Origin of the sequence: Flavobacterium chryseum (genome assembly GCF_004362015.1) — a bacterium.
In the GTDB taxonomy this organism is placed as follows: Bacteria; Bacteroidota; Bacteroidia; order Flavobacteriales; family Flavobacteriaceae; genus Flavobacterium.
Map to the genome: position 1 here is coordinate 666,583 of NZ_SNWW01000001.1, position 24,407 is coordinate 690,989.

The 24,407-nt window shown below is 33.2% G+C and carries 22 protein-coding genes; 3 read left to right on the forward strand and 19 right to left on the reverse strand.

Annotation, left to right across the window (positions count from 1 at the left end; translation table 11 throughout):
- Positions 1–13: 13 nt before the first annotated feature.
- The 4 genes from EV143_RS02730 to EV143_RS02745 all read right to left on the reverse strand — a co-directional run bounded on the left by EV143_RS02730 (position 14) and on the right by EV143_RS02745 (position 2,520).
- Positions 14–379 carry a four helix bundle protein gene (locus EV143_RS02730; RefSeq protein ID WP_133506451.1) on the reverse strand — a complete coding sequence of 122 codons (366 nt, stop codon included), beginning with the start codon at positions 377–379 and terminating at the stop codon, positions 14–16.
- A gap of 51 nt (positions 380–430) precedes the next feature.
- Positions 431–1,003 carry a guanylate kinase gene (gene gmk / locus EV143_RS02735; protein WP_133506452.1) on the reverse strand — a complete coding sequence of 191 codons (573 nt, stop codon included), beginning with the start codon at positions 1,001–1,003 and terminating at the stop codon, positions 431–433.
- 89 nt (positions 1,004–1,092) lie between these two features.
- Positions 1,093–1,953, reverse strand: coding sequence for a YicC/YloC family endoribonuclease (locus tag EV143_RS02740; RefSeq protein ID WP_133506453.1), 861 nt, complete (start codon positions 1,951–1,953; stop codon positions 1,093–1,095).
- 216 nt (positions 1,954–2,169) lie between these two features.
- The gene (locus EV143_RS02745) at positions 2,170–2,520 is read right to left on the reverse strand and encodes an arsenate reductase family protein (protein WP_133506454.1); all 351 of its coding nucleotides are present in this window, start codon (positions 2,518–2,520) and stop codon (positions 2,170–2,172) included.
- A gap of 77 nt (positions 2,521–2,597) precedes the next feature.
- On the opposite strand from EV143_RS02745, the gene EV143_RS02750 reads away from it, so the two are divergent.
- Positions 2,598–3,053 carry a DinB family protein gene (locus EV143_RS02750; protein WP_133506455.1) on the forward strand — a complete coding sequence of 152 codons (456 nt, stop codon included), beginning with the start codon at positions 2,598–2,600 and terminating at the stop codon, positions 3,051–3,053.
- A gap of 34 nt (positions 3,054–3,087) precedes the next feature.
- On the opposite strand, the gene EV143_RS02755 is transcribed toward EV143_RS02750, so the two are convergent.
- The 13 genes from EV143_RS02755 to uvrC form a co-directional block, all read right to left on the reverse strand.
- On the reverse strand, positions 3,088–3,582 hold the full coding sequence (locus EV143_RS02755; RefSeq protein ID WP_133506456.1) for a septal ring lytic transglycosylase RlpA family protein: 495 nt from the start codon (positions 3,580–3,582) through the stop codon (positions 3,088–3,090).
- Positions 3,583–3,668: 86 nt separating this feature from the next.
- Positions 3,669–4,091, reverse strand: coding sequence for a hypothetical protein (locus tag EV143_RS02760; RefSeq protein ID WP_133506457.1), 423 nt, complete (start codon positions 4,089–4,091; stop codon positions 3,669–3,671).
- Between the two features lie 105 nt (positions 4,092–4,196).
- Complete coding sequence (locus tag EV143_RS02765; protein ID WP_133506458.1) at positions 4,197–7,007, reverse strand: TonB-dependent receptor; 2,811 nt, start codon at positions 7,005–7,007, stop codon at positions 4,197–4,199.
- Positions 7,008–7,319: 312 nt separating this feature from the next.
- Positions 7,320–8,963 (reverse strand): glucose-6-phosphate isomerase, encoded by a 1,644-nt coding sequence (gene pgi, locus EV143_RS02770; protein ID WP_133506459.1) that lies wholly within the window; start codon positions 8,961–8,963, stop codon positions 7,320–7,322.
- 117 nt (positions 8,964–9,080) lie between these two features.
- Positions 9,081–9,245 (reverse strand): hypothetical protein, encoded by a 165-nt coding sequence (locus EV143_RS21410; RefSeq protein WP_208111246.1) that lies wholly within the window; start codon positions 9,243–9,245, stop codon positions 9,081–9,083.
- A gap of 70 nt (positions 9,246–9,315) precedes the next feature.
- Positions 9,316–10,536: a M23 family metallopeptidase gene (locus EV143_RS02775; protein ID WP_133506460.1), complete on the reverse strand. Its 1,221-nt coding sequence runs from the start codon at positions 10,534–10,536 to the stop codon at positions 9,316–9,318.
- 21 nt (positions 10,537–10,557) lie between these two features.
- A complete protein-coding gene (locus EV143_RS02780) occupies positions 10,558–11,499 on the reverse strand; it encodes a tryptophan 2,3-dioxygenase family protein (RefSeq protein ID WP_133506461.1) in 942 nt (313 codons plus the stop codon).
- Complete coding sequence (locus EV143_RS02785) at positions 11,499–12,269, reverse strand: DUF3108 domain-containing protein (RefSeq protein ID WP_133506462.1); 771 nt, start codon at positions 12,267–12,269, stop codon at positions 11,499–11,501. The genes EV143_RS02780 and EV143_RS02785 overlap by 1 nt, the downstream gene beginning before the upstream one ends.
- Positions 12,270–12,566: 297 nt before the next feature.
- Positions 12,567–13,727 carry a 4-hydroxyphenylpyruvate dioxygenase gene (gene hppD, locus EV143_RS02790; protein WP_133506463.1) on the reverse strand — a complete coding sequence of 387 codons (1,161 nt, stop codon included), beginning with the start codon at positions 13,725–13,727 and terminating at the stop codon, positions 12,567–12,569.
- An 81-nt stretch (positions 13,728–13,808) separates the two neighbouring features.
- Complete coding sequence (locus EV143_RS02795) at positions 13,809–14,174, reverse strand: four helix bundle protein (RefSeq protein ID WP_133506464.1); 366 nt, start codon at positions 14,172–14,174, stop codon at positions 13,809–13,811.
- A 141-nt stretch (positions 14,175–14,315) separates the two neighbouring features.
- On the reverse strand, positions 14,316–15,473 hold the full coding sequence (locus tag EV143_RS02800) for a homogentisate 1,2-dioxygenase (protein ID WP_133506465.1): 1,158 nt from the start codon (positions 15,471–15,473) through the stop codon (positions 14,316–14,318).
- Between the two features lie 321 nt (positions 15,474–15,794).
- Positions 15,795–18,137 (reverse strand): patatin-like phospholipase family protein, encoded by a 2,343-nt coding sequence (locus EV143_RS02805; RefSeq protein ID WP_133506466.1) that lies wholly within the window; start codon positions 18,135–18,137, stop codon positions 15,795–15,797.
- Positions 18,138–18,146: 9 nt separating this feature from the next.
- Positions 18,147–19,940: an excinuclease ABC subunit UvrC gene (gene uvrC, locus EV143_RS02810; RefSeq protein WP_133506467.1), complete on the reverse strand. Its 1,794-nt coding sequence runs from the start codon at positions 19,938–19,940 to the stop codon at positions 18,147–18,149.
- Between the two features lie 136 nt (positions 19,941–20,076).
- Here uvrC and EV143_RS02815 point away from each other — a divergent pair, with 136 nt between their 5' ends.
- Together EV143_RS02815 and EV143_RS02820 are read left to right on the forward strand one after the other, a co-directional pair.
- Positions 20,077–21,057 carry a succinylglutamate desuccinylase/aspartoacylase family protein gene (locus EV143_RS02815; protein WP_133506468.1) on the forward strand — a complete coding sequence of 327 codons (981 nt, stop codon included), beginning with the start codon at positions 20,077–20,079 and terminating at the stop codon, positions 21,055–21,057.
- Positions 21,044–21,613: a 5-formyltetrahydrofolate cyclo-ligase gene (locus EV143_RS02820; RefSeq protein ID WP_133506469.1), complete on the forward strand. Its 570-nt coding sequence runs from the start codon at positions 21,044–21,046 to the stop codon at positions 21,611–21,613. Before EV143_RS02815 ends, EV143_RS02820 begins: the two co-directional genes overlap by 14 nt.
- A gap of 112 nt (positions 21,614–21,725) precedes the next feature.
- On the opposite strand, the gene EV143_RS02825 is transcribed toward EV143_RS02820, so the two are convergent.
- The gene (locus tag EV143_RS02825) at positions 21,726–22,472 is read right to left on the reverse strand and encodes a tetratricopeptide repeat protein (protein WP_133506470.1); all 747 of its coding nucleotides are present in this window, start codon (positions 22,470–22,472) and stop codon (positions 21,726–21,728) included.
- 109 nt (positions 22,473–22,581) lie between these two features.
- Entirely contained in the window at positions 22,582–24,336 is a 1,755-nt protein-coding gene (locus tag EV143_RS02830) for a BatD family protein (protein ID WP_133506471.1), read from the reverse strand.
- Positions 24,337–24,407: the final 71 nt, after the last annotated feature.

Below are 24,407 nucleotides of genomic sequence, written 5' to 3' on the forward strand. Positions count from 1 at the left end.
AGTCTTTTAGTTCTTAGTCTTTTAGATTTTTGGAAAAAGCATTTATCATTTTGCTTTCTTCTTCAACTAAAGACATAATCTCATTAAATAGATTATTGTCGGAAATAAATTCTAATTCTTTTGCAATTATTAATTGTGTTTCTATCTCATTTAATGAACCTCGTGAAATATTCAAAAAATGATTAAATGATTTATCGGTTTGGCGTCCAAACCCTTCTGCAATATTGGAAGGAATTGATACGCTAGCCCTTTTTAATTGACTTGTTAAAGCATATATTTCTTCTTTAGGAAAGCTCTTTGTAAGTTTATAAACCAGAACAACTATTTTTATTCCTTTTTGCCAAATGAATAATTCTTTGTAAGATTTAATACCGCTCATGTAATTTTATAATTTGACTTATTCTCAGACTAAGGACTAACTACTAAAAGACTATTTAGAAACAAAATCCTTCACCAACTGATAAGCTTCTTCTTTTGCTGTATCTAAATCGTAATTTTTAATGATTGTATCAAATTGAGGAGCAGTGGCCAATTCAACAGAAGCTTTTGCAATTCGCATATTAATTTTATCGTCAGTTTCGGTAGAGCGTTCTTTTAAGCGGCGTTTTAGTTCATCAACGCTTGGAGGCTTTACAAAAACAGCTAAAGTCTGTTCCGGAAATTTATGTTTAATACGCAATCCGCCGGCAACATCAATGTCAAAAATCACATTTTTTCCTAGAGCCCAAATACGCTCGATTTCAGCTTTTAAAGTACCGTAAAAATTATCGCGATAAACTTCTTCCCATTCCAGGAAATCTTCGGCTTTAATGTGTTTTTTGAATTCTTCTAACGAAATAAAATAATAATCTTTTCCGTGTTCTTCTCCTCCGCGTGGGTCGCGTGAAGCCGCTGAGATCGAAAATTCTAAGTTTAAATCTTCTTTCCCAAGTAAATGTCTTACTATAGTTGTTTTTCCTGATCCCGAAGGTGCTGAGAAAACAATTAATTTTCCTTTGTTCATTATGTATGCTTTTGGCTTTAAGCAATATGCTTTAAGCTTATGTTCGTTTCGTTTTTCTGCCTCTGGCCTACAGCTTAAAGCTTAATGCTTTACAACACATTCAAAACCTGTTCCTTGATCTTCTCCAATTCATCTTTCATCATCACAACCAATTTCTGCATTTGTGCATGATTTGATTTTGAACCCATTGTATTGATTTCACGACCCATTTCCTGAGTGATAAAACCAAGTTTTCGACCATTAGCTTCAGTACCTTTTATGGTTTCTAAGAAATAATCTAAATGATTGGTTAAACGAACTTTTTCCTCGGTAATATCCAGTTTTTCTAAATAATAAATCAATTCCTGTTCGAAACGATTTTCATCCACATTTACTTTCAATTCAGAAATCGCAGTTTGCAAACGATCTTTTATCGCCTGAACGCGTTCCGGATCAAGAGCCAAAGCGTCAGTCATATATTGACGGATATTTCCAATTCGAAGATTAAATTCTTTTTCAAGAGATTCTCCTTCGTCTTTTCTAAAATTTAAGATATTTTGAAGCGCTTCTTCAATGATAACCTGAATTTGGTCCCAGTCGTTTTCATCTATTTCTTCACGTTCGGTTTTTAGAGTATCCGGCATACGAATTGCCATTTTCATCAATTCCGTTTCATCTGCAGCAGGATATACTTCTCTCAATTGAGCAATATAATTTTTTACAACAGGAACATTTACTTTAGTCGAAGTTTGTTCTGCGGTACTTTCGATGTAAATCGCAAAATCAATTTTTCCTCTTTCAAGTTTTGTAGAGATTTGAGTTCTTAAACCTAATTCCATTTCGCGGTAAAGTGATGGCATTCTTACGTTTAAATCTAAACCTTTACTATTTAAGGATTTTACTTCGACGGTAATTTTTTTTGTAGGCAATTGCAAAGAAGCTTTGCCAAATCCTGTCATCGATTGTATCATATAATTGAGTATAAAGGCGCAAAGATAATTAAAAGTTTGCAGTGTTGGGTTGTAAAATACTAATCTGTGAAATGCAAAGACGTTTAGAAGTTTTTTGCCACGAATTTCACGAATTTCCACTAATGTTGAAATGTTTAAATTGAAATCTAAATTTGTAAAGTTGAATTTGCATCAACTTTTAATTCGTGTTTATTGGTGAAATTCGGGGCTAACTTTTTAAGATAAAGCCTTAATAACCTGCAATGTGACAGGTTGCGTATTACCAATATAAATTTTTTCATCAATAATAAAAACCGGACGACTTATAAAAGTGTAATGTTCTAAAATGAGCTTTTTATAATCAGCTTCAGTCAAAGACTTGTTTTTCAAATCCATCGATTTATATAATTGTGCTTTTTTACTAAATAAAGCCTCATAACTTCCGGCGAGCTTATACATCTCTTCAAGTTCAGCTTCCGTAATAGGATTTTGCTTAATATCATGAAAAACCAAATTATTGTCTTTTGGTAAACTCTTAATTATTTTTCGGCAAGTATCGCAAGAAGCTAAGTAATATATTTTGTTCATGATTTTTGATTTAATTGACTACAAAGAAAATCCATTTGAAATACAAAATTGCTTAATTTTATAAAAAAAATACTAATATGAGTTCAGTTTTTGAAACACAGAAAACCATTAGACAAGTTCTTTTAAATGTTTTAGATAATTATTCATTAGAACAACTAAATAAAATTCCTCAGGGTTTTAATAATAACATTATCTGGAATGCTGCACATTGTGTTGCTGTTCATCAGGCTTTGGTTTATAAATTATCAGGATTGCCAACAATGGTTTCTAAAGAATTTATATTGAAATACTCAAAAGGAGCAAAGCCGGAAGGAGATGTTTCACAAGAAGAAGTAGATGAAATTAAAGCATTACTTTCTACGACTTTGCATCAGGTACAACAAGATTATACTGATAGCTTATTTGTCAGTTATCATGAATATACGACCAGCTTAGGAAATACGCTTAGAGATATAAATGGCGCACTGGAGTTTAATAATTACCATGAAGGAATTCACACCGGTGTCATTATGAGCATTAGAAAATTTGTTTAAAGTAAAAAAGTCCCGCTAAATAAGCGGGACTTTTTTATTCTATTATTCTTTCTATTGTCACTTTCATGGCGCCTGAACCTTTACTTTTGGTTATTTCCATAAAAGCTCTTTTGGAGAGGTCTAACTCACGTGTTTTTACAAAAGGACCACGATCTGTAATTTTTACAATTACAAATTTGCCGTTTGCTTCATTGGTAACTTTTATTCTTGTACCAAACGGCAGTTTTTTGTGTGCAGCGGTATATTTGTTATTGTCGAATCTGCTTCCGTTTGCTGTTTTTCTTCCTGTAAATTTGTCAGCGTAATAAGATGCATGTGCATTTTTTTTGTAAGCTTTTAATTTTAAACCATTGTCAGTAAATATAGAATCAGTTAGTGTAGGTGGTACTGATAATTTGCCAATTTTTATTGTGTCCTGAATGATTTTTGGGGTTTCTACTGCCTGTTTGTTTTGACTTGTGATCGGAGTCAAACAACTTAAAAATGTAATTGCAAATAGAGAGAGCGTAATGTTTTTTTTAATTCTCATGGGTTATTTTTTTTCAGACTTGGGGAGTTTGTACAAATAATATGCCGAGATAAAAAAAGCCCTGTTTAGGGCTTTAGTTGCTGGTTTTAAAACCAGAGATTCCATGGGATTCTACTTAATATAAGTAATAATCCTAAACCGTAAAAAATAGCAAATGTTCTAAATTTAGCTTCGCTGTTAATTAGTTTTTTATGTTTAGACCATCCAATAGTAATCAGGATGATTGCAATAATATTAATAAGTGGATGCTCTAATGAAGTTAATCTAAGTTCTGCGTTAGACATTTGCCCGAAAGCCGCTTTTCCTAACGGAGATACAAAATATAGGATTAAACCAATCAATAATTGAGTATGTGTTCCGATTAAAGCAAAAAGAGCAATTTTGCGATCTTTACCAGTAAATTCTTTTTTAGAAGTAAATCCAATTATTGCATTTACAACTGCTATTAATAAAACCAATAAAGCTAAATAGGCCCAGCCAGAATGAAATTTTTGTAGAAAATTGTACATAAATTGTGTTTTTGTTTAAAACAAATATAGCAAAAAAGGGTATAAAAAAACGGCATTGAACTTAAAAGTCAATGCCGTTTATGGTATTTATTTAGATTCTAAATATTAGAAATCAAAACGTAAACTAAAGTTCCAAGTTCTTCCAAATCCGAAGTATACCTGGTTAGCAGTTGCAATACCTTGGTAAAGAGCTCCTGCCTGAGCGTAAGTCACAGCTGGAGTTGTTGGAGTTGCAGCTGTTCTGATATCATCAGCAAAAATGTTTGTTTTACCTTCAGCAATATAAACTTTGTCAAAAACGTTGTTTACATTTAATCTGAAGTTAACAGAATTACTTTTAGTTCTACCAACTAATACTTTGTATGAAAGACCTGCATCAAATAAACCATAAGAAGGTAATTCTAATGAACCTTTATTGTTTTCTGAAGTAAAAGATCCTGGAGTAATCGAAGAATATAGTTTATCATTGTAGTTATAATTTGCATCAATACTAAAACGAGTTAATATTTCATATGCAGCACCTAATGAAGCAGTTGTTTGAGCAGCATCACCTACTTTTACTTTGTCTAAGTATAGAGTTGAAGTTGTACCACCTCCAATTGGGTTGTTCGATGCATCATAACGGTTACTTGTGCTTGTTCCGTCATATTTCCAGTCTCCAACAGAAAACATTGCATTAATTTTAAGTTTTTCCGTAACTTTTGCAGTTGCCTCAAATTCAACTCCTGAGTGAATTTCAGTAATTCCAGAGAAGTCATAATAACCTCCAGGGTTTGTTGCATCTCCGTCAGTCTGTCTTTGGTATCTGTCTTTCCAAGAAGTACGGTATAAGTTAACAGTTGCATTGAAAATTGCTGAACGGAAACCATAACCAGCTTCTAAACCGAAGATTTTCTCGTTTGTTAAATTACCATTTACTAAAGAAGCATTGTTTGGATATACTGCGTTAAAGAATGGTTGTTTTGAATAATATCCTGTATTAAAGAATACATTGTGGTGTTCGTTAATGTTGAAGTTAGCACCACCTTTTACGTTTCCTCCAAGAATGTTTTCGAAACCTGTTTCAGATAAAGGGTTTGAAGCTAAATATTTGAAATGGTCAACTCTTTTGAAACCTTGGTTAGAAACCGCTCCTTGAACAAAAACAGTTAATCTGTCATTAGAGTACTCTAATTGAGTAAATCCTCCATACCAGTTTACTACACCATCATTGTAGAAGTTAATTTTTTGTTCACTGTCTACACTTTTGAAAGGATTCCAAGAAGGGTATGTAGAATAAGTTTGATATAAAGTTCTGGTTGGATTGTTAATATCATTACTTGAAGCTCCAGTTGCAAGATAATTGGCGTTGTAGCTATCTCCACCTAAAAGGTTGTTGATGTTTTGGTAGTGAATACCTTTGTATCCTCTAACATCTACACCTAAGTCTAAAGTGAAATGTTGTCCTAATTTTTTGTCAAAATTCACAATTCCACCATACCAGTTATGAGAGTTAATTGATGAAATTTGAGATATACCAGCACCAGTTCCAGTTGTTGCAGCGCTATTTTGGTATTCGCCATTAGCAATTGGTGTACGAGTTATTGTAGTAGCAGAACCAGTAAATTTGATAGGTTGTCCAGAGTTGTAAGCTACGATTCTGTCATAATCAACTAATCCATCTGCAGTTCTTAAATTTGCACTAACATAGTTGCTTCCTTGAATTGCTCCTGCTCCAGTTGCTCCTCCTCCACGTCCGAATGAAGCGTAAAGAATAGTAGATAATTTTGAAGTTTCATTGATTTTGTAATCCCAGTTAAGAGAAGCTACCGGTTTGTGGTAGTAGTTTCTTTTCATGTTGAAATCACTTCCGTTTAAATGACCCCAATCAGAGTTGTATTTTGTATTTGGGTCAGTAAGTGTTCCGTATTTTTGGTACGTAGCAAGGGTAATGAAAGTCGATCTTTGATCATGCCATTGAGGAGCACCAGTAAATGTAAATTGAAATTGGTGCTTGTCATCTTTAGTAGCATAACCCAGACCAATATAGTAATTATCTCCGTTAAATTGTGTTCCATCGATGTAACCATCACCTTGCGTATGGCTATATAAAACCGATGCAGACAAACCATTGCTCAATTTTCCTGTATTATAAGAAACTTGTGATTTAATGTAGTTATCATTACCAAATGAAGTTGCAACTGATCCGCCTTCTTTTAAATCAGAAGCTTTTGTTAAGATGTTAATAGTTCCCCCAACAGAAGCGATTGCTAATTTAGAAGATCCTAAACCTCTTTGAACCTGCATTGCAGATGTAACATCTGAAAGACCAGCCCAGTTACTCCAGTAAACTGTTCCACCTTCCATGTCGTTAACTGGCATACCGTTAATCATAACGGCGATATTTTTTTGGTCAAAACCACGAATGTTGATTCTTGAATCTCCAAATCCACCACCTGATTTTGTAGTATATACAGAAGGCGTGTTTTTAAGAATTTCCGGGAATTCTTGAGAACCTAACTTCTGTTGAATTTCAGCTGCTTTAATCGTTGAAACTGCAACAGGCGTTTTTCTGTCTTTTGCAATATCTACTGTGCTACTTTTAACGACAATTTCGCTCAATTCATTTGAATTAGATGTCAAAACGATTTCGCCTAAATTAGTAGTTGAGCCATTTGTAACTGTAAATGAAATTGTTTTTGATTCGTATCCTAGATAAGAAACAACTATTTGTCCAGATGTCGCTGAAGTTGTAATAGTGAATTTACCATCGAAATCACTTGAACCAGCGTCTGATGAGCCTTTTACTGCTGCGTTAGCACCAGGTAAAGAAGCGGAACCATCAGTAATAGTACCTGTAATTTTACCTTGAGAAAATGCGGTTGAAACTATCATGAACAATAGTCCCGTAAGTAACCAATTTTTCATTGTCTTCATTTGTTTATTTAGTTTTTGTTTTTGGCAAAATTATAACATTTAAATCTTATAATGTTATCAAAGTGTTAAGAAAAAACGGTTTTGCTTAATCCGTTGCACATTAAAATGATTTAATCTTTTTCTCTTGTGATAAATAACATTCTTTTGAATTTAAGTCTCTAATTTTTGTTAAAATCATAATGATCGTAATAGTTGTGTAGCTTTTAACTGTCAAAAAAGATAAATTAGTCCAATTGAAATACTTATTTATATGAAAAAACGCCTAAATTTCTGTTAAATCAAGGCGTTTCAGTTTATTATGTATTTATTAAGTTACTTATTCCTTAAAAAATGATTCAACAAAAACGAAGTTGAACTATCATGATTCTTAACAGTTTTAGTATTTATCTCTTCTAAAATAGAATTCGCTAATTGTTTTCCTAATTCTACTCCCCATTGATCAAAACTAAAAATGTTCCAGATAACTCCCTGAACAAAAATTTTATGCTCATATAAAGCAATTAATGAGCCTAAAGATTTAGGTGTTAATTTCTTAATCAGAATTGTATTTGTTGGTTTGTTTCCGGTAAAAACTTTAAATGGCAATAAGTACGATGCTTTTTCTGAAGCAAGACCTTGTTTGTCAAATTCTGCCTGAACCTGTGCTGAAGTTTTTCCATTCATTAAAGCTTCGGTTTGTGCAAAAAAGTTCGACATCAGTTTATCGTGATGATCGTCATTTCCATATAAAGGTTTTACAAATCCAATGAAATCAGTCGGAATTAATTTTGTTCCTTGGTGAATCAATTGGAAAAATGCGTGTTGTGAATTTGTTCCCGGCTCTCCCCAAATAATAGTTCCCGTTTGGTAGTTTACTGGTTTTCCGTCACGGCCAACACTTTTTCCGTTACTTTCCATAGTGGCTTGTTGCAAGTATGGCGCTAGTTTTTGTAAATATTGTGTGTACGGAATTAAAGCTTCACTTTCAGCCCCAAAGAAATTATTATACCAAATGCTTAATAAAGCTAATGTTACAGGAATGTTTTTATCAAAATCAGCCGTTTTAAAATGCTCGTCCATTTCGTTGGCTCCGCTCAATAATTCATTATAATTATCAAAACCAATTGCTAAGCTAATACTTAAACCAACAGCACTCCATAAAGAAAATCTTCCTCCAACCCAATCCCACATCGGGAAAACATTGTCCGGATTAATTCCGAATTCGGTTACTTTTTGAATATTAGTAGAAACCGCTACAAAATGTTTTGCAATATCTTCCTGAGTTGCAGATTTTAAAAACCATTCTTTTATAGTTTCAGAATTCGTTAAAGTTTCCTGAGTAGTGAATGTTTTAGAAACAATTAAGAACAACGTAGTTTCAGGATTTAATTTTTTAATGACTTCGTTTACGTGATCGCCATCGACATTCGAAACAAAATGAACATTTAAATGATTCTTGTAAAACTGCAAAGCTTCAACAGCCATAACAGGGCCAAGGTCAGAGCCTCCAATTCCAATATTTACGATATCAGTAAAAGCTTTTCCGGTAAAACCTTTTCTAGCTCCCGAAACCACTTCGTTTGTAAAGTTTTTAATTTTATTTTTTACTTCGTAAACTTCAGGAATTACATTTTCTCCATCAACTTTTATAACGGCTGATTCCGGCGCACGTAAAGCTGTATGTAAAACAGCGCGATTTTCTGTTTGGTTAATTATTGCTCCACCAAAATAATCAGCGATTGCATTTTTTAATCCAATAGAATTCGCCAATTCTAATAAAAGTGAAACTGTTTCCTGACTGATATTGTTTTTAGAATAATCTACCAAAAAATCATTCCATTGTAAATTGAATTTTTCAACACGAGCATTATCCTGTTGAAACAATTCTTGTATCGTTGTGTTTAGAATTGCGTTATAGTGATTTTGCAGATTTTTCCACGCCTCAGTCCCGGTTGGGTTTGTTGTGTTTAAAGCCATTTTTAGTTTTATTGAAAGTTTGTTTATTGAAACACAAAAATACTGAAATAACTTTTAAAAGCTCAACGGTTCCTAATTATATAACAATTAGTTGCGAAAACGTTTTATGAATTTTCATCATAATTTTTTCCAGACAACTTCTGCAGTAACTGATTTACCGCCTTGTGTTGTATTGGTTACTACATATTTTAGTTCAATATCTATATAAGTATAAAATCTCGTTGAATTGTTTCTTCCCAGTTTGGAAATGAAGTCGTTTTTGATAAGGTTTTCAGAAAACATAAAAGAATGAATCCGTCAGAGTTGAGGAAAAAATTTGTCAAAAAATTTGCTGTTTAAGAATGTAGCAAGTCTACAAATTCCCAATACTATCCAATTCTCTTTTCAAAGGTTCCATTTGTTTCATGAAACGGGTTTTGTCATTTCCGGTTAAAGATTCTCCCGTTGGAAGATTTAGTCGAAGCGCATCAACCTGAATGCCATTTTTCCAGAAACGATAACAAACGTGAGGGCCAGAGGCAAGTCCGGTACTTCCAACCAAACCAATTGTTTGTCCTTGAGTAACACGTTGTCCGCGGCGAACCAAAATTCTCGACATGTGCAAATATTGAGTAGAGTAAGTTCCGTTGTGTTTTACTTTTACAAAGTTTCCGTTTCCTGCTGTATATCCGGTTGCTTCAACAACTCCAGAAGCTGTTGTAGAAATTGGAGTTCCAGTTGGAGCAGCATAATCTGTTCCTTTGTGCGCTTTCCAAGTATGTTGTACAGGATGAAATCTGTTCATCGTAAATCTTGAGGTGATTCTGCTGAATTTAATAGGTGTTTTTAAGAAGAAGTTTTTCAATGTTTTTCCCTCGCCGTCATAATATTCTATTTTTCCTGAAAGTGTATCTTTTTCAAATGGGAAAGCGTAAATAATTTTTCCTTTATATTCAAAAAATGCAGCTTCAAGATCTTCAACGCCATCATAAACTTTTCCGTTTATAAAACGTTCAGTAAAAATTAATCCGTAGCGATCTCCTTTTTTTAATTTAAAAAAGTCAATCGACCATGAAAAAACTTTGGTAATTCTGCTGGCAAGTGCCGTTTCTACCTCTTCATCTCCTAAAGTTTCAGATAATGAAGTTTTTAAAACACCACCTATTATTTTACGTTTAAAAGTAACAGGCTTGATTTTTTTGTAAGCTTTTGTAATGCTGTCTCTAAAATCAACCACATAATACGTCAACGCATCAGGCTGATAGATGAAAACTTCTAAATTGTTGGTTTTATTTTTAGAGCGAAGAATTGTATAGGGTTTGTTGTAACGAATGGTTCTAACATCAAAAGAATCTTTTACCTGTTCGACAATATCGAAGACTTTTTTATCACCAATGTTTTGGTCTTGTATGATAGATCCAAAAGAATCTCCTTTTCTTATAGTATCCTGAACGACATTAAAGTCGCCGTAATTAAAACCGAATTCAACTTTTTTGATTTTTGGTTTGCTAATTTTGGTCTCTACTTTTTCAGCAGTTTTATTACATGAAAATATAGAAAATAATACTATTATAATTAGGAATGCTTTTTTCAAACTTTTAAAATTTTTGAGAAATTAAACAGTGGCTTCATTTCCCCAATTCGACAATTCTTCTTCGGTCCACAATTTAGGAAAAAAGATGCGTCTTTGGTATTTTGGGTGCATATATTTTTGCCAGTCGCTTCCGCCGGTCGCTTCACCGTTACCTTTTCCACTTTCCAGTATATATTTTCTTGCCGTATTTAAATGTTGCATTACCCAAGTAATATTTACCGTTTTGTCGTAATGACGCATTGCCTGAATCAAGTCAGTATTTTGCTGATCTTCAATAGGTAATTGGGTGAATTTTTGCCAAATGTTTTTTGTTTTAAAAGTTGACATCTGACGTAAAAACTGATCTTTATATTTGTTTTCGAATTCCTGAAGTAAATAGGATTTTTGTCCTGTTTGGTAATCTTTTCCTGCCGCTTGCCAATACAAATGTTCGAAACTTGTTTCTAGATCTGTATTTTCATCAAAATTGTCTTTATATCTGCGGTCCGTTAAGTTGATAACATCTGTCGAAGCAAATTCTATTAATCGATATTGAGCACTCTGAAAACCACTTGCAGGAGTCAGCGTATTTCTGAATTTCATGTATTGATCGATTTCCATTCCGTTTTCCATAATGCTGAACGAATTGGTAAGCATATCAAAATAACGGGTAATTCTCGATAATCTTTCGCTGAAAAAAGCAACCTGAATATTTTGTGTTTCGGCAATCTGATCAATTTCCCACAAAATCATTTTAAAAATCAATTCATTTACCTGATGATACATAATAAAAACCATTTCGTCAGGAAGTGTGGTGCGCTGAATTTGCAGATTTAAAAGCGCATCGGTTTGAATATAATCCCAATACGTAATTGGTTTTGACCAAAGTAAACCTTCAAGTTGTACATCTGTTTTCTGATTTATAGCTTGAAATTTAAGGTCAATTTCTTTTAAAATTGATTCAGAATGATCTGTGGAATTCATTATTTTTTTACTTTAAATGGATTTTTTAATCCTTTATATTCTTCAAGATCCGCTTTTAGAGATCCTACAGCAAGATCTGCTTTTATTCGAACCGGAACTTTATTGTCGTCATCTGTTATCCAGATTGTTAAGCTTTCTTTTTCTTTAAAAACTCTTCCTGTTTGTACCAATGGTTTAAACACCATTGTAGAAACGGTTCCAAATTTAGTTGTAATATCCTGAAGACCTATATATTTTAACTTAAATTTTGTGATTTCTTCATCAAAAAACATGTCGATTGTAATCGATTCTCCTGATTTTAATTTGTCAATATTAGGATGATTTCTCAAGTAATAAAATGAAGAAACAATATCCTGTACATTATTTGTAAGTACAATTGTTTTTTCTGTTTTACGTTTGTAGTCTTTGACTAAAACTCTGTTTTCGGCTGGGTTAAAAATTCCTTCCTGATCTTTTGTATAACCGCCTTCGTCAATTTTTCGGATATAACGATAGGGATCTCCGTTTTGCTTGTCAAAGTAACTTTCATATATGTCTTCAACTTTAAAGAAAAATTTAGACATACCTGTTGTGTAACCTTTACCAATGGCATGAAATACTTTTTTATTACTAATTGTGGCGTCTTTAACTTCGAGTGTAGCGTAACCCGCATTTACAATTCCGTAGTGAATTCTAAATTTAAAATATTCTCCCACTCCGTAAGCGTCTTCTTTTTGAGAATCGAAGGCCAGTGTGGTCAGAATTAATATGATGAGAACTAATTTTTTCATAGTACAATTTTTACATTTCATTATAAAGATAATTAAATGCAAATTCTATTCCAAATGTACCAAAACAAAAAAACTCAGTCAAGAAATGACTGAGTTTTTATGCTATTAACTAACCAAAAAACTATAAATTATGAAATTTATATCAATTAGAAGGAAACCACCCCTTCCGATTTGCGAGTGCAAAGATAGATAGAAAGTTCAAAAAATAAATAGCAAAAGGCAAGTTTAACATAATATTTGCATAAAAACCATCGTTTTACCGAGAATTCTTCGATTTAATGCAAAAATAATGCTTGTTTATAATGTACCTCTCAATTCTTGCTCTCTCTCAATTGATTCAAAAAGGGCTTTAAAGTTACCTGCACCAAATCCTTTTGCGCCCATTCTTTGAATAATTTCAAAAAATAAAGTTGGTCTGTCCTGAACCGGCTTAGTAAATATTTGTAGTAAATAACCGTCTTCATCGGCATCGACCATGATGGCTAATTTTTCAATTTCATTAATATCTTCTTTCATCATATCCATATGAACTCCTAATCTTTCCGGAATTGCCTGGTAATAAGTATGTGGTGGAGCTGATAAAAATTCAACACCTCTTGCTTTTAGTTCTGATACTGTTTTAATAATATCATCAGTCGCAATGGCGATATGCTGAATTCCAGGTCCGCCATAAAAGTCTAAATATTCTTCGATTTGAGATTTTTTCTTTCCTTCAGCAGGTTCATTGATTGGGAATTTAATTCTTCCGTTTCCGTTAGACATTACTTTACTCATCAAAGCTGAATATTCAGTATTGATTTGTTTGTCATCAAAAGATAAGAAATTTACAAATCCCATAACGTCTTCGTAAAATTTTACCCAGGTATTCATTTCATTCCAACCCACATTTCCAACCATATGATCAATATATTTTAATCCCGTTGGAGTAGGGTTATAATCTGATTTCCATTCTTTATAACCTGGTAAGAAAATACCGTTGTAATTTTTTCTTTCTACAAAAATATGGACTGTTTCTCCGTAAGTATAAATTCCTGAACGAACTACTTCTCCAAATTCGTCAGATTCAACCGTTGGTTCCATAAAAGAACGTGCGCCGCGTTTCATAGTTTCTTCATAAGCGCTTCTGGCATCTTCAACCCAAAGTGCTGCAACTTTTACACCATCGCCGTGTTTTTTTAAGTGATCATTTATAGGAGAATCTCCATTTAATGGCGTAGTTAAAACAATTCTGATTTTATCTTGTTTTAAAACATAAGATGCTTTGTCTTTTACTCCGGTTTCTAATCCTGCGTATGCTAATGACTGATATCCAAAAGCAGTTTTATAATAATGTGCTGATTGTTTTGCGTTTCCTACGTAGAATTCTACATAATCTGTTCCTAATAACGGAAGGAAATCTTGTGCTCCTTCGAAGATTTTTTCTAATCCGTATTCTACTGATTTGATTTCTTTGCTCATGATGTTTTAATTGAAATAGGTATAAATTAGAAAATTAGAAAATGTGCCTAAAAATGAAATTATTTTCTGAACACATTATAATTATCTTATTTTCTCATCTTGTTGTTCTATTGTTTTGTTTAAGATATGTGTTATTTCAGCCAATTCGTTTAGTAAGTCTTTGCAATTGGGATAATCCTTGCGGGTATCACAAAAGGACAGCCAATGTTTTGTTTCAGTTGCTTCTTTAACAGCGGTTTCGAATTTATCGATAAAAACTGCTTCACTTTCAGTATTCTCAGATTCTTTGATATTTGCTCCAATCGCTGTTCCGCATTTTAATAATTGATTTCCAATTAAAAACTTATTTTGTTTTTGCAGCTCACTTGTATAATTAATAATGTTTACTGCGAAATCGAAAGTTTTACTTAGCAGATTACTGTCTGTGTATTTGGCTTGTAAATTCATTGTCGGCTTATTAGAAAATTATAGAATGTTTCAAGATAGTCTTTGTAGTTCAAGATTTAAAACCTATAAACTACAATATATTGGCGTTTAAAATATTAAAAAATGGCGTATATAAAAATTGATTCATTCTGCATTAACTAATTATTCACACCAGGAGTTATAATACTGGCCATCGTCGAGACCCATTGCTTCTTCAGTAACCATTAATGGTCTGAAAGTATCGACCATAACAGCCAATTCGTGGGTTTCTGTGTGACCAATGCTGCGCTCCATTGCACCCGGCGCAGGACCATGCGGAATTCCTTTTGGGTGTAATGTAATATGACCTTGTTCTATATTGTTTCGGCTCATGAAATCGCCGTCAACATAATATAAAACTTCGTCAGAATCTATATTGCTGTGATTGTAGGGTGCTGGAATTGCTTTTGGGTGATAATCGTAAAGTCTTGGACAAAACGAACAAACAACAAAAGTTGCTGTTTCAAAAGTTTGGTGAACTGGCGGCGGTTGGTGAACACGACCTGTAATAGGTTCGAAGTTATGAATAGAAAATCCGTAAGGGAAATTATATCCGTCCCAACCCACAACATCAAAAGGATGTGTAGCATAAACCACTTCGTGAATCATGCCTTCTTTTTTAATTTTAATCAAAAAATCGCCTTTTTCGTCGTGCGTTTCCAGTTCGTTTGGCAAAATAAAATCGCGTTCACAAAAAGGGGAATGCTCTAAATGTTGACCAGACTGGTTTTTATAACGTTTTGGAGTATAAAATGGAGCAAAAGATTCTACATAAAAAAGTCGGTTTTCTTCTGTCTCAAATTCTATTTGATAAATAATGCCTCTTGGAATAATTAAATAATCACCATATTCAAAAGGAATATTTCCTAACATGGTTCTCAGTTTTCCTTTTCCTTTATGAATGAAAAGCATTTCATCGGCATCGGCATTTTTGTAGAAATAATTTCGAAGCGATTCTTTTGGAGCCGCTAATCCTATAATACAATCTTTATTAACCAGCATCGCTTTGCGGCTGTCTAAAAAGTCGTTTTCAGGTTTTAATTCAAAACCTTTAAAAAGCAAAGATTTTATATTTTTTCCGATTGCAATTTTTGGTTCAACCGAATATGATTTTAGAATTTCTTTTACCTGCGTTGGTCTGTGAACATGATAAGATAATGAAGAATGTCCGTGAAAACCTTCGGTTCCAAACAATTGTTCATAGTAAAAACCTCCCGTAGGTTTTTCGAATTGAGTGTGTCTTTTTTGAGGAAAATCTCCAATTTTATGATATAATGGCATGCCTTTTCAATTAGATAATTTGTAAATTAGATAATTCGAAAAATTTGAATTGAACGCACAAATAATCAGCTAAAAATATAGCTGCATAATGAGTTTCAATTCGTTGGTTTTATTCAGGATTTCTCTTAATGAGGAATTGAAGATACTCTAATAAACCTGTCCATTTTGTTTTCATTACAACAAATATCGTAATTTTTATTTATTTAAATTACAAATTATATTTTTTATAACCATTAAAAATAGGTTAAAGTTTTTTATAATGCCAATAAGCTGTGAAAAACCATTTCGTTTTATGAAATAATTTCTGAATATAATTGTGGGCTAAAATAAAAACCCGATGCTAAACCAAGTATAACTTTTTGACATTTCAGGAGACCATGAATGCTTAACTTCGATTGGGCCAATAATAGTTTCTAATCCGTAGCCCATTGCATAACCAGTATATTTGGGCATTGAGATCCAGTCTACAGTTGTAAAAATATCATCGCCTAAGTTGGCATAATTAGCCGAAAGGTTGATGTGATTTTTTTTGAATATTTCGTAATCAAGAGTTATGGCTGTTTTAATATAGCTGTTTCCGGAAATACTTAAAAAATCATATCCATAAAAATAATTGAAATTGTTGATTTTACTGTAGCCATAACCGCCAAATATATAATCAAAAAACGGAACACTGTCGCTGCCAATATTAAATCCGGCATCGGCCTCAATTTTCATAGTAGCTTTTCTGAACAAGGTGTTTGCAAAGGCAATTTCGGCTTTGGCTGTCGAAAAGGGTTTGAATTTCTTAGTATAATCAGATGATGCTAAGTAGGTCTGCACATCTGTAGAGAAATATAAACCAGAATGAGGAAAAGTTTTCTTGTCGAAAGAGTCGTATTTTAAATAGCCAAAAACACTAAAATAGCTGCTTTTTTCAATAATGTTGTCACTGTTAGAAAGTGTTGGCGAATTTATTTTAAGGTATTTATATTCCAATCCACCGCCCATTAAAAATTTTTGCACAAAAATGGTTTGAAAATAAGCTTGATTTGTCAAGTCTAAAAAGTCAACATTAATCAAATTTCCGGTTGGAGTTTCTGAAATTAAACTTCTAAAACTATTTGTAACGTTTCGGTTGAACTGATTTAATCTCGAACGAAATCCAAAACTGATATTAAAACCATTTTCTACGTAATAATTCAAATCATACCTAAAATTATCCCCCAGAATAATATCTAATGAGGTAACATCATTTTTTAAGAATGTTTTTTTATGAGTAAGATTTAATAAAATAGCACTTTTGTAAAGTCCGTCATAGTGCAGACCAAGTTTTAAATAAGTATGTGTAGGATTTTCTCTCAGAACCAAATCCAAATCATCATCGTTCCCATTTGGCTCTAAACGATAGGAAATAGCACTAAAGTTTTGAGTTGCATCCAGATTATTCATACCTGCTTTAAGATCGTTGTAGGTAATTGTACTTCCCGGTTTAAAACGGAGTTTTCCACGAATATATTCTCTTGTGTAATTGTTTAGTGGATCACTGTTTATTTTTTTGATAGTGATGGTATCATTGCTTATTTTTAGTTTTGGCTTTTTATAAAAAGTAGTTTCGTTTGACAGCGTTTTTAATTTTTCATAAACAGCAAAAGCGGCTTCTTCACCTTTTCGTATTATTTCTTCGCCTTTGTCAAACGAAATAACGCCATAATCACGAATGTCCGGCTTTATGTAAACATCAGTATCTTTTACTTTGCTTTTCATTTTATCAATCGACTGGAGATTGGTAATCTGAACTAATATTCTGGTTGCATTTTTCAGGTTTTTTCGTTTCATCAAATCATCCTGAACGTCAACTCCAATAATAATATCGGCGCCAAGATCGCGAACTTCTTTTATGGGATAATTATTAACAACGCCACCATCGACCAATAATTTTCCGTCTATTTCAACAGGAGTAAACAGGGAAGGAAAAGCGGCACTTGCCATCATAGCCTGAACGAGATTTCCTTTGTTTAACAAAACTTCCTCGCCGGTTTCAATGTTAGTACCAATGCATAAAAATGGCGTTGGTAATTTATTAAAGTCCCGAACATGTCGAACATTACGGGTTAGGCTGCTCAATAAATTATAATTGTACATTCCTTTTGAAAGTGCTTCGGGAATACCTACTCTGAAATTACTAAATGGCAAAACAATGGCATATAATTCATCATTTTTTTTGCCGTAAAAGTTTTTAGACGAACGCGGAATATAATCATTTATAAGATCATCAAAATTGGTTTGTTTAAAAATAGAATCTATTTGAGATGCATTATAGCCAGAAGCATAAAGTCCTCCAATGATAGATCCCATACTTGTTCCGCCAATATAATCGATTTTAATTCCGGCTTCTTCCAAAACTTTAAGTACACCAATATGGGCAAATCCTTTCGCCCCTCCGCCACTTAAAACCAAACCAATTTTTGGTCTTTTAACACTGTCTTTTTTTATTTCTTGCGAAAATGTGAGATGTACGTTAAAAAATACAAGTGCAAAAAGTAACATCTGCACACTTGAGATAGCATTAGAAAGCTGCGATAAGGATTTTTTTTCCTGAAAAAAAGCAGAAACTATGGAAGCTTCTTTATTAGAAACAGAGAAAAATCGCTTATTCGGAATGGAAGACTGAAATAGGCGCATAAAAATTTGCTAATTGGTTTTGTAAAAGTCGACAATTTTTTTGGCTTTTGATACTCCCACAACATCAGATATTTCTTTTTCTGTAGCCAATTTTAATCTTTTAACACTTTTAAAATGTTGTATTAATATAAGCATGGTTTTTTCGCCAATGCCAGGTATACTTTCTACAGACGAATTAAGCGCTGCTTTGCTACGTTTGTCCCTGTGAAAAGTAATACCAAATCGGTGTGCTTCGTTTCGTAATTGCTGAATAACTTTTAAAGTTTCAGATTTTTTATCAAGGTATAATGGTATCGAATCTCCGGGATAAAACAATTCTTCAAGACGTTTTGCAATTCCGATAATCGCAATTTTCCCACGCAATTCTAAAGCATCAATACTTTTTAAAGCCGCAGATAATTGTCCTTTTCCACCGTCAATAATAATTAATTGCGGCAATGGCTCATTTTCATCCAGTAATCTTTTGTAGCGGCGATATACAATTTCGGTCATCGAGGCAAAATCGTCAGGACCTTCTACCGTTTTTACATTAAAATGGCGATAATCTCTTTTGCTTGCTTTTCCATCTTTAAAAACCACACAAGCGGCAACAGGATTTGTTCCCTGAATATTCGAGTTATCAAAACATTCTATATGTCGCGGCTCAACGGGCAAACGTAAATCTTTTTGCATTTGCGCCATGATTCGGTTTACATGTCGGTCCGGATCTACAATTTGCAATTGTTTTAGTTGCTCAATTCTGTAAAATTTCGCATTTCGAATCGATAAATCCAGGATTTGTTTTTTATCGCCAAGTTGCGGAATTGTTACTTTTATATTTTCGCCCAAATCAACTTCAAACGGAATAATAATTTCTTTTGATAATAAATGAAAACGTTCACGAAGTTCAATAATCGCTAATTCTAGCAATTCCTCGTCAGTTTCGTCAAGCTTTTTCTTGATTTCTAAAGTGTGCGAACGAATTATCGATCCGTGTGATATCTGTAGAAAGTTGACATAAGCCGCACTTTCATCAGAAACAATCGAAAAGACATCGATGTTCGTGATTTTCGGATTTACAATTGTTGATCGCGATTGATAATTCTCGAGTATGCCTATTTTTTCTTTGATTTTTTGCGCTTCTTCAAATTGCAAATCCTGCGCATATTGATTCATCAAACGCTTAAAATCTTTCATGCTTTCTTTAAAATTTCCTTTCAGAATTTCGCGAATAGCATCAACCTGTCTCTGATAATCTTCAAAAGATTCTAAACCTTCGCAAGGGCCTTTGCAATTGCCAATATGATATTCCAGGCAAACCTTAAATTTTCCTGCTCTGATATTTGATTCACTCAAATCATAATTGCAAGTTCGTAAAGGGTACAATTCTTTAATTAAATCCAAAATAGTATACACCATTTTGAAATTAGTATACGGACCGTAATATTCAGAACCGTCTTTGATCATTCGTCGGGTTAAGAATATTCTCGAAAAAGGTTCTTTTTTGATGCAAATCCAAGGATAACTTTTATCATCGCGTAGCAACACATTATAACGCGGCTGCAAGGTTTTGATTAAATTGTTTTCCAGTAAAAGAGCATCCGTTTCAGTAGGAACAACAATATGTTTTATGGTTACGATTTTCCGAACCAGAACATTTGTTTTTCTTGTATCATGAATTTTATTGAAGTAGGAAGAGACTCTTTTTTTTAAGTTTTTTGCTTTTCCAACATACAATATTTTATCGTCTTTATCGTAATATTGATACACGCCGGGATTATCCGGTAAGGTTTGAATTTGAAGTTCTAAAGACGGTTTTTGCATTCTGTTTTGTTTCTGAAGATGTCTGAAAAGCGTTGTCAAAAATCATTCCGATTTTCTTTGGTATACTTAACGTTGATTTAGTTTCAAATTTACGAAATCAAAAGAATAATTTCTATATTTAGATTTTATAATTCTTATGAAAAATAACAAGCCCATGATTATTTTTGGCGAATCAGTTTTGCCAGGAGAAAATAGAACGATAAACGTTGAAATTGCCCGACTTCACACGACAACAAAACTTAATATTCCGGTTATTGTGCGGCGTTCCAAGCTTGACGGACCTGTGGTTTTGTTCTCAGCAGGAATTCACGGAGATGAAATAAACGGAGTAGAGATTGTACGTCAGCTTATTAGTAAAAAAATAAACCGCCCAGTTCGCGGAACCATTATTTGTATTCCAATTATCAATATTTATGGTTTTGTAAATAAATCTCGTGAGTTTCCGGACGGCCGGGATTTAAACAGAGTTTTTCCGGGAAGTAAAAAAGGCTCTTTAGCGAGTCGTTTTGCGTTTCATATCGTGGCAGAAATTTTACCAATTTTAGATTATGCAGTCGATTTTCATGCCGGAGGAGCCAGTCGTTTTAATGCTCCGCAAATTAGAATCACCGAAAATAATCCTGAGTTAAAACTTTTGGCAGATGTTTTTAATGCACCATTTACATTATATTCTAAAAATATCAGCGGTTCTTTCAGAAATACATCCGAAAAAGCAAATGTAAAAATGCTGCTTTTTGAAGGCGGAAAATCATTAGACATAAATAATGTAATTGCAAATGAAGGTGTGATGGGAGTGAAGCGTTTGCTGCATTATTTAAATATGCTCGATCCAAATCAAATTGTTGAAGAAGCAGAAGATCCTACAATTTATATCAAAAACTCTGTTTGGCTGCGCGCAAAATGTTCCGGTTTATTGCACGATTATAATATGATTAGCCGTTTTGTAACCAAAGGAACTATTTTGGCCATTATTACAGATCCGTTTGGTAAATTCGAACAAAAAGTAAAAGCGCCTCACGACGGATTTGTCATCAATGCCAATCATTCGCCAATTGTTTATGAAGGCGATGCCATTTATCATATGTCTAAAAATAATCCTGAAGATGCCATCGAATAAAAAAGAATTACGATTACAATATAAAAATCTTCGAAAAGAACTTTCGCTTGATAATATCGAAGAAAAGAGTTTGGAAATAGCCAATAATGTAATCAAATTGCCTATTTGGGATAAAACCTATTTTCATGTTTTTCTTCCTATAGAAGAACAAAAAGAAGTTAACACCGAATATATTTTGCATTTGCTTTCCGGAAAAGATAAAGAAATCGTCATTTCAAAAAGCGATTTTGACACCCGAAAAATGACACATTTTTTATTGACGGATAATACTAAAATCAAAAAAAACGAATATAACATTCCTGAACCCGTAAATGGTTTACAAGTTCCATCAGAAACTATTGAGGTGGCTTTTGTTCCGCTTTTAGCTTTTGATGATTCTGGAAATCGAGTAGGATACGGAAAAGGTTTTTATGATAAATTTTTAGCAGAATGCAAACCCGAAATCATCAAAATTGGGCTTTCTTTTTTTGAAGCTGAAAATAAAATCGATGATGTCTTCGAATTAGATATAAAATTAGATTATTGCGTGACGCCCTTAAAAATCTACACTTTTTAATTTATTTATACCACACTTACGTGTAATATTTGGTAAACTCCAAAAATAAAAAATCCCAAACCCCAGTTTGACAATTGGAATTTGGGATTTTTTTATTTGCTATTTTAAAACGTTATTTTACTTCTTTAATTGTTGCTGCATCGATCCAGCCTTCAGTTCCGTCGGTTAATTCGATTTTTTTCCAGTTTGCTAAACTTTCAGTAACATATACTTTTGCACCTTCATGTAGTAAGAAAATGGCTGAACCGGCTTTTTGTGGTTCACTTCGAACTTCACTTATTTCTGCAAAGACAATCGCCGGGCGATCATTATCATAATGGTCTTTCTCTGACATTCCGGCTGCAATGCTTAAAGACAAAGCAATTAAAAGAACAAACATTCCAATGAAGTAAATTCTTTTTGAAAGTGTAAGCTGAGAAAAATAATAACCAATAAAACTTAGTAAAAAAGCAAAAGCAATTCCAACAGAAATCTTAGCCCACGTATTGTAATTAAAAATACCGGTAAAACTCTGAATTAGTTTTGCGAAACCAACTTTAGGAACTTCTTTAATTTCATCAATAGTTAGTTTTTTAGCAAACTTTAAGTTGTTTAAAGTCTCGGCGTCATTTGGTTTTAAAACCAAAGCTTTCTCATAATTATAAATAGAAGGCGCTACTTTATTAAGTTTGTAATAACAATTAGCCAAGTTAAAATACAACTCTGCCGATTGCTGTTTGTCTTCTTTAATAACACTTTCGTATTCTTCAATGGCTTGCTGATATTGCGCCTTTTGATACAAAGCATTCCCTTTTTCAAAGCCACTTTGGGCAAAGAAAACCTGAGAGATTAATAAAAAAAGATATAATATGTTTTTCATTTTCTAAATATGTAAAAGATTTTAAACTTTGCGAACTTAAATTCAACGCAATCTAAATCAACTTTTCTTAGCGTACTTTGCGGTAAAACTAAATTTGCGGTTATAAAAACTAAACGATTTGCTTTTCTAATTCTGAAATAATCAAAACAGCTTTGTCATAATCTTGCTGAATCGAAGCGCTCGATGCCGGAGCGTAACGCGCAAATTCGCAATTTTCTGTCAAGGCAATAAAACTTTGCACAGATTCCGGATTTGCATTTCTTGAAAGCAATAATTCTCTAATATTATCTTTGCTCATTTCTGAAGTTTCAATATGCAATTTGGCCTTCAGGAAATTATGCATTGCTTTTTCCAAAGCGATATAAAATGGCTCTTTGTTGTTAAGCTGTTTCTTGGCTTCAGATAAATATTTCTTCGCCAGTTTATTATTCATTTTAATTCGGTTTCCGGTCACATCACTGTCGATAGCTTCTTTTTTCTTCTTAGCCAAAACAATAATCGGGAGAATTATAAAAGGTAAAAACAATAAACCATAATATAAATTCGAGCCATAAAAATCGTTTTTAGCCATTGAGACTAAAGTTGTTTTTTGTTTTATGTATTTAAATTGTTCTACTTTGGTGATCACATTTTTAGATGCATTTGCTGTAGCATTTGATTCAGCCTGCATTGGCCCATCTAAAACATCTACCATAATTTCAGGAGAAGTTATTGTTTTATAACTTCCTGTACTCAAATCAAAATAAGAAAACTGCATTGGTTTAATGGCATATTTCCCTTTGTATTGCGGAATTATGGTATACTTATCAGTAATTTTTCCGGACATTCCACCAGAAAGTGAAGTTGTAACTTTTTCATCATGAACCGGATCGTACATTTCTAATGCATTTGGTACAACTGGTTTAGGTAAAGTAAACAATTTCATGTTTCCTGAACCTGTTGCACTCACGATTAAGTCCAGACTTTCGCCATTTTTCAAAGTCGTTTTTGATGGTGTAACGGTAAAATTAAATTTACCAACGGCACCACTAAAACCTTCTGGTTTGTTACTTTCCGGAAGTGCTCTTACATTAATAGTTTTCGCTCCCGCTGAAACAATTTTATTGTCATCTGCAACAATCATCTGACCAAACATATCACGGCGATTTGTTGGCAATTGTACGCCAATATCTAACGAAAGCGGTTCAATAGTAAGTCTTCCTGATTTTTGAGGATATAAGATCGTTTTTTTCAAAACAACAAAATAACATCTTTGACCCTGATAAGTTCCTTGTTCAATAGCCAATTGTTTAATGTCGATGTTCTGATTCCAGAAATCATTGTATTTTGGTTTTGCCAGTTCCTTAAAGCCGGTCACACCAATATTGTAAAAATATAATTTGTAAACAACTGTAATGGGTTCGTTTAGATATGGATTTGTTTTAGAAATTTCTGCAACAAGATTAATCATTTCGCTTCCGGAACCTTGTTGTGGTCGGTCATTCGGGTCTCTTTCTTCTGCCACTGCATTAGTAACCGTAATTTTTACAGGAGCCGTTTTATACACCTGACCATTAAATTCAATGGTTGCCTGTTTAATTGTTACAGTTCCTTTTTGAGCAGGCTGTAAAATATAAGAGTATATTTTTTGAAAAGAGCTTCTTCCGTTTATCCAGGACTGACTTACTTGCTGACTTGGTCCGGCAACAACTCTAAATCCTTCAAATGCAGGCTGGTCAAAATTATCTCCATCAACATTCATGATGAAGTCAATACGAAATCTTTCGTTTAGTCCGAGCGTGTTTTTGCTTACTTTGGCTTCAAATTGAACCTGAGCCATAAGTCCTTGAAAAGTGAATAGTAATAAAATTAAATATCTTTTCATTTACTGTTTAATCGTTGTTTGTTTAACTGTTTAATCGTTTTTTTATTGTTTAGGCGTTTATTTGTTTAACT

Excerpts from the sequence above, each read along its gene's own strand:
- EV143_RS02785 (WP_133506462.1), bottom strand. The coding sequence starts at position 12,269 with ATGAAAAAATTAGTTCTCATCATATTAATTCTGACCACACTGGCCTTC.
- EV143_RS02740 (WP_133506453.1), bottom strand. The coding sequence starts at position 1,953 with ATGATACAATCGATGACAGGATTTGGCAAAGCTTCTTTGCAATTGCCT.
- EV143_RS02805 (WP_133506466.1), bottom strand. The coding sequence starts at position 18,137 with ATGCGCCTATTTCAGTCTTCCATTCCGAATAAGCGATTTTTCTCTGTT.
- hppD (WP_133506463.1), bottom strand. The coding sequence starts at position 13,727 with ATGAGCAAAGAAATCAAATCAGTAGAATACGGATTAGAAAAAATCTTC.
- pgi (WP_133506459.1), bottom strand. The coding sequence starts at position 8,963 with ATGGCTTTAAACACAACAAACCCAACCGGGACTGAGGCGTGGAAAAAT.
- EV143_RS02730 (WP_133506451.1), bottom strand. The coding sequence starts at position 379 with ATGAGCGGTATTAAATCTTACAAAGAATTATTCATTTGGCAAAAAGGA.
- EV143_RS02815 (WP_133506468.1), top strand. The coding sequence starts at position 20,077 with ATGAAAAATAACAAGCCCATGATTATTTTTGGCGAATCAGTTTTGCCA.
- EV143_RS02825 (WP_133506470.1), bottom strand. The coding sequence starts at position 22,472 with ATGAAAAACATATTATATCTTTTTTTATTAATCTCTCAGGTTTTCTTT.
- gmk (WP_133506452.1), bottom strand. The coding sequence starts at position 1,003 with ATGAACAAAGGAAAATTAATTGTTTTCTCAGCACCTTCGGGATCAGGA.
- EV143_RS02760 (WP_133506457.1), bottom strand. The coding sequence starts at position 4,091 with ATGTACAATTTTCTACAAAAATTTCATTCTGGCTGGGCCTATTTAGCT.
- uvrC (WP_133506467.1), bottom strand. The coding sequence starts at position 19,940 with ATGCAAAAACCGTCTTTAGAACTTCAAATTCAAACCTTACCGGATAAT.
- EV143_RS02795 (WP_133506464.1), bottom strand. The coding sequence starts at position 14,174 with ATGAATTTACAAGCCAAATACACAGACAGTAATCTGCTAAGTAAAACT.
- EV143_RS02755 (WP_133506456.1), bottom strand. The coding sequence starts at position 3,582 with ATGAGAATTAAAAAAAACATTACGCTCTCTCTATTTGCAATTACATTT.
- EV143_RS02830 (WP_133506471.1), bottom strand. The coding sequence starts at position 24,336 with ATGAAAAGATATTTAATTTTATTACTATTCACTTTTCAAGGACTTATG.
- EV143_RS02750 (WP_133506455.1), top strand. The coding sequence starts at position 2,598 with ATGAGTTCAGTTTTTGAAACACAGAAAACCATTAGACAAGTTCTTTTA.
- EV143_RS02800 (WP_133506465.1), bottom strand. The coding sequence starts at position 15,473 with ATGCCATTATATCATAAAATTGGAGATTTTCCTCAAAAAAGACACACT.
- EV143_RS02745 (WP_133506454.1), bottom strand. The coding sequence starts at position 2,520 with ATGAACAAAATATATTACTTAGCTTCTTGCGATACTTGCCGAAAAATA.
- EV143_RS02780 (WP_133506461.1), bottom strand. The coding sequence starts at position 11,499 with ATGAATTCCACAGATCATTCTGAATCAATTTTAAAAGAAATTGACCTT.
- EV143_RS02820 (WP_133506469.1), top strand. The coding sequence starts at position 21,044 with ATGCCATCGAATAAAAAAGAATTACGATTACAATATAAAAATCTTCGA.
- EV143_RS02765 (WP_133506458.1), bottom strand. The coding sequence starts at position 7,007 with ATGAAGACAATGAAAAATTGGTTACTTACGGGACTATTGTTCATGATA.
- EV143_RS21410 (WP_208111246.1), bottom strand. The coding sequence starts at position 9,245 with ATGTTTTCTGAAAACCTTATCAAAAACGACTTCATTTCCAAACTGGGA.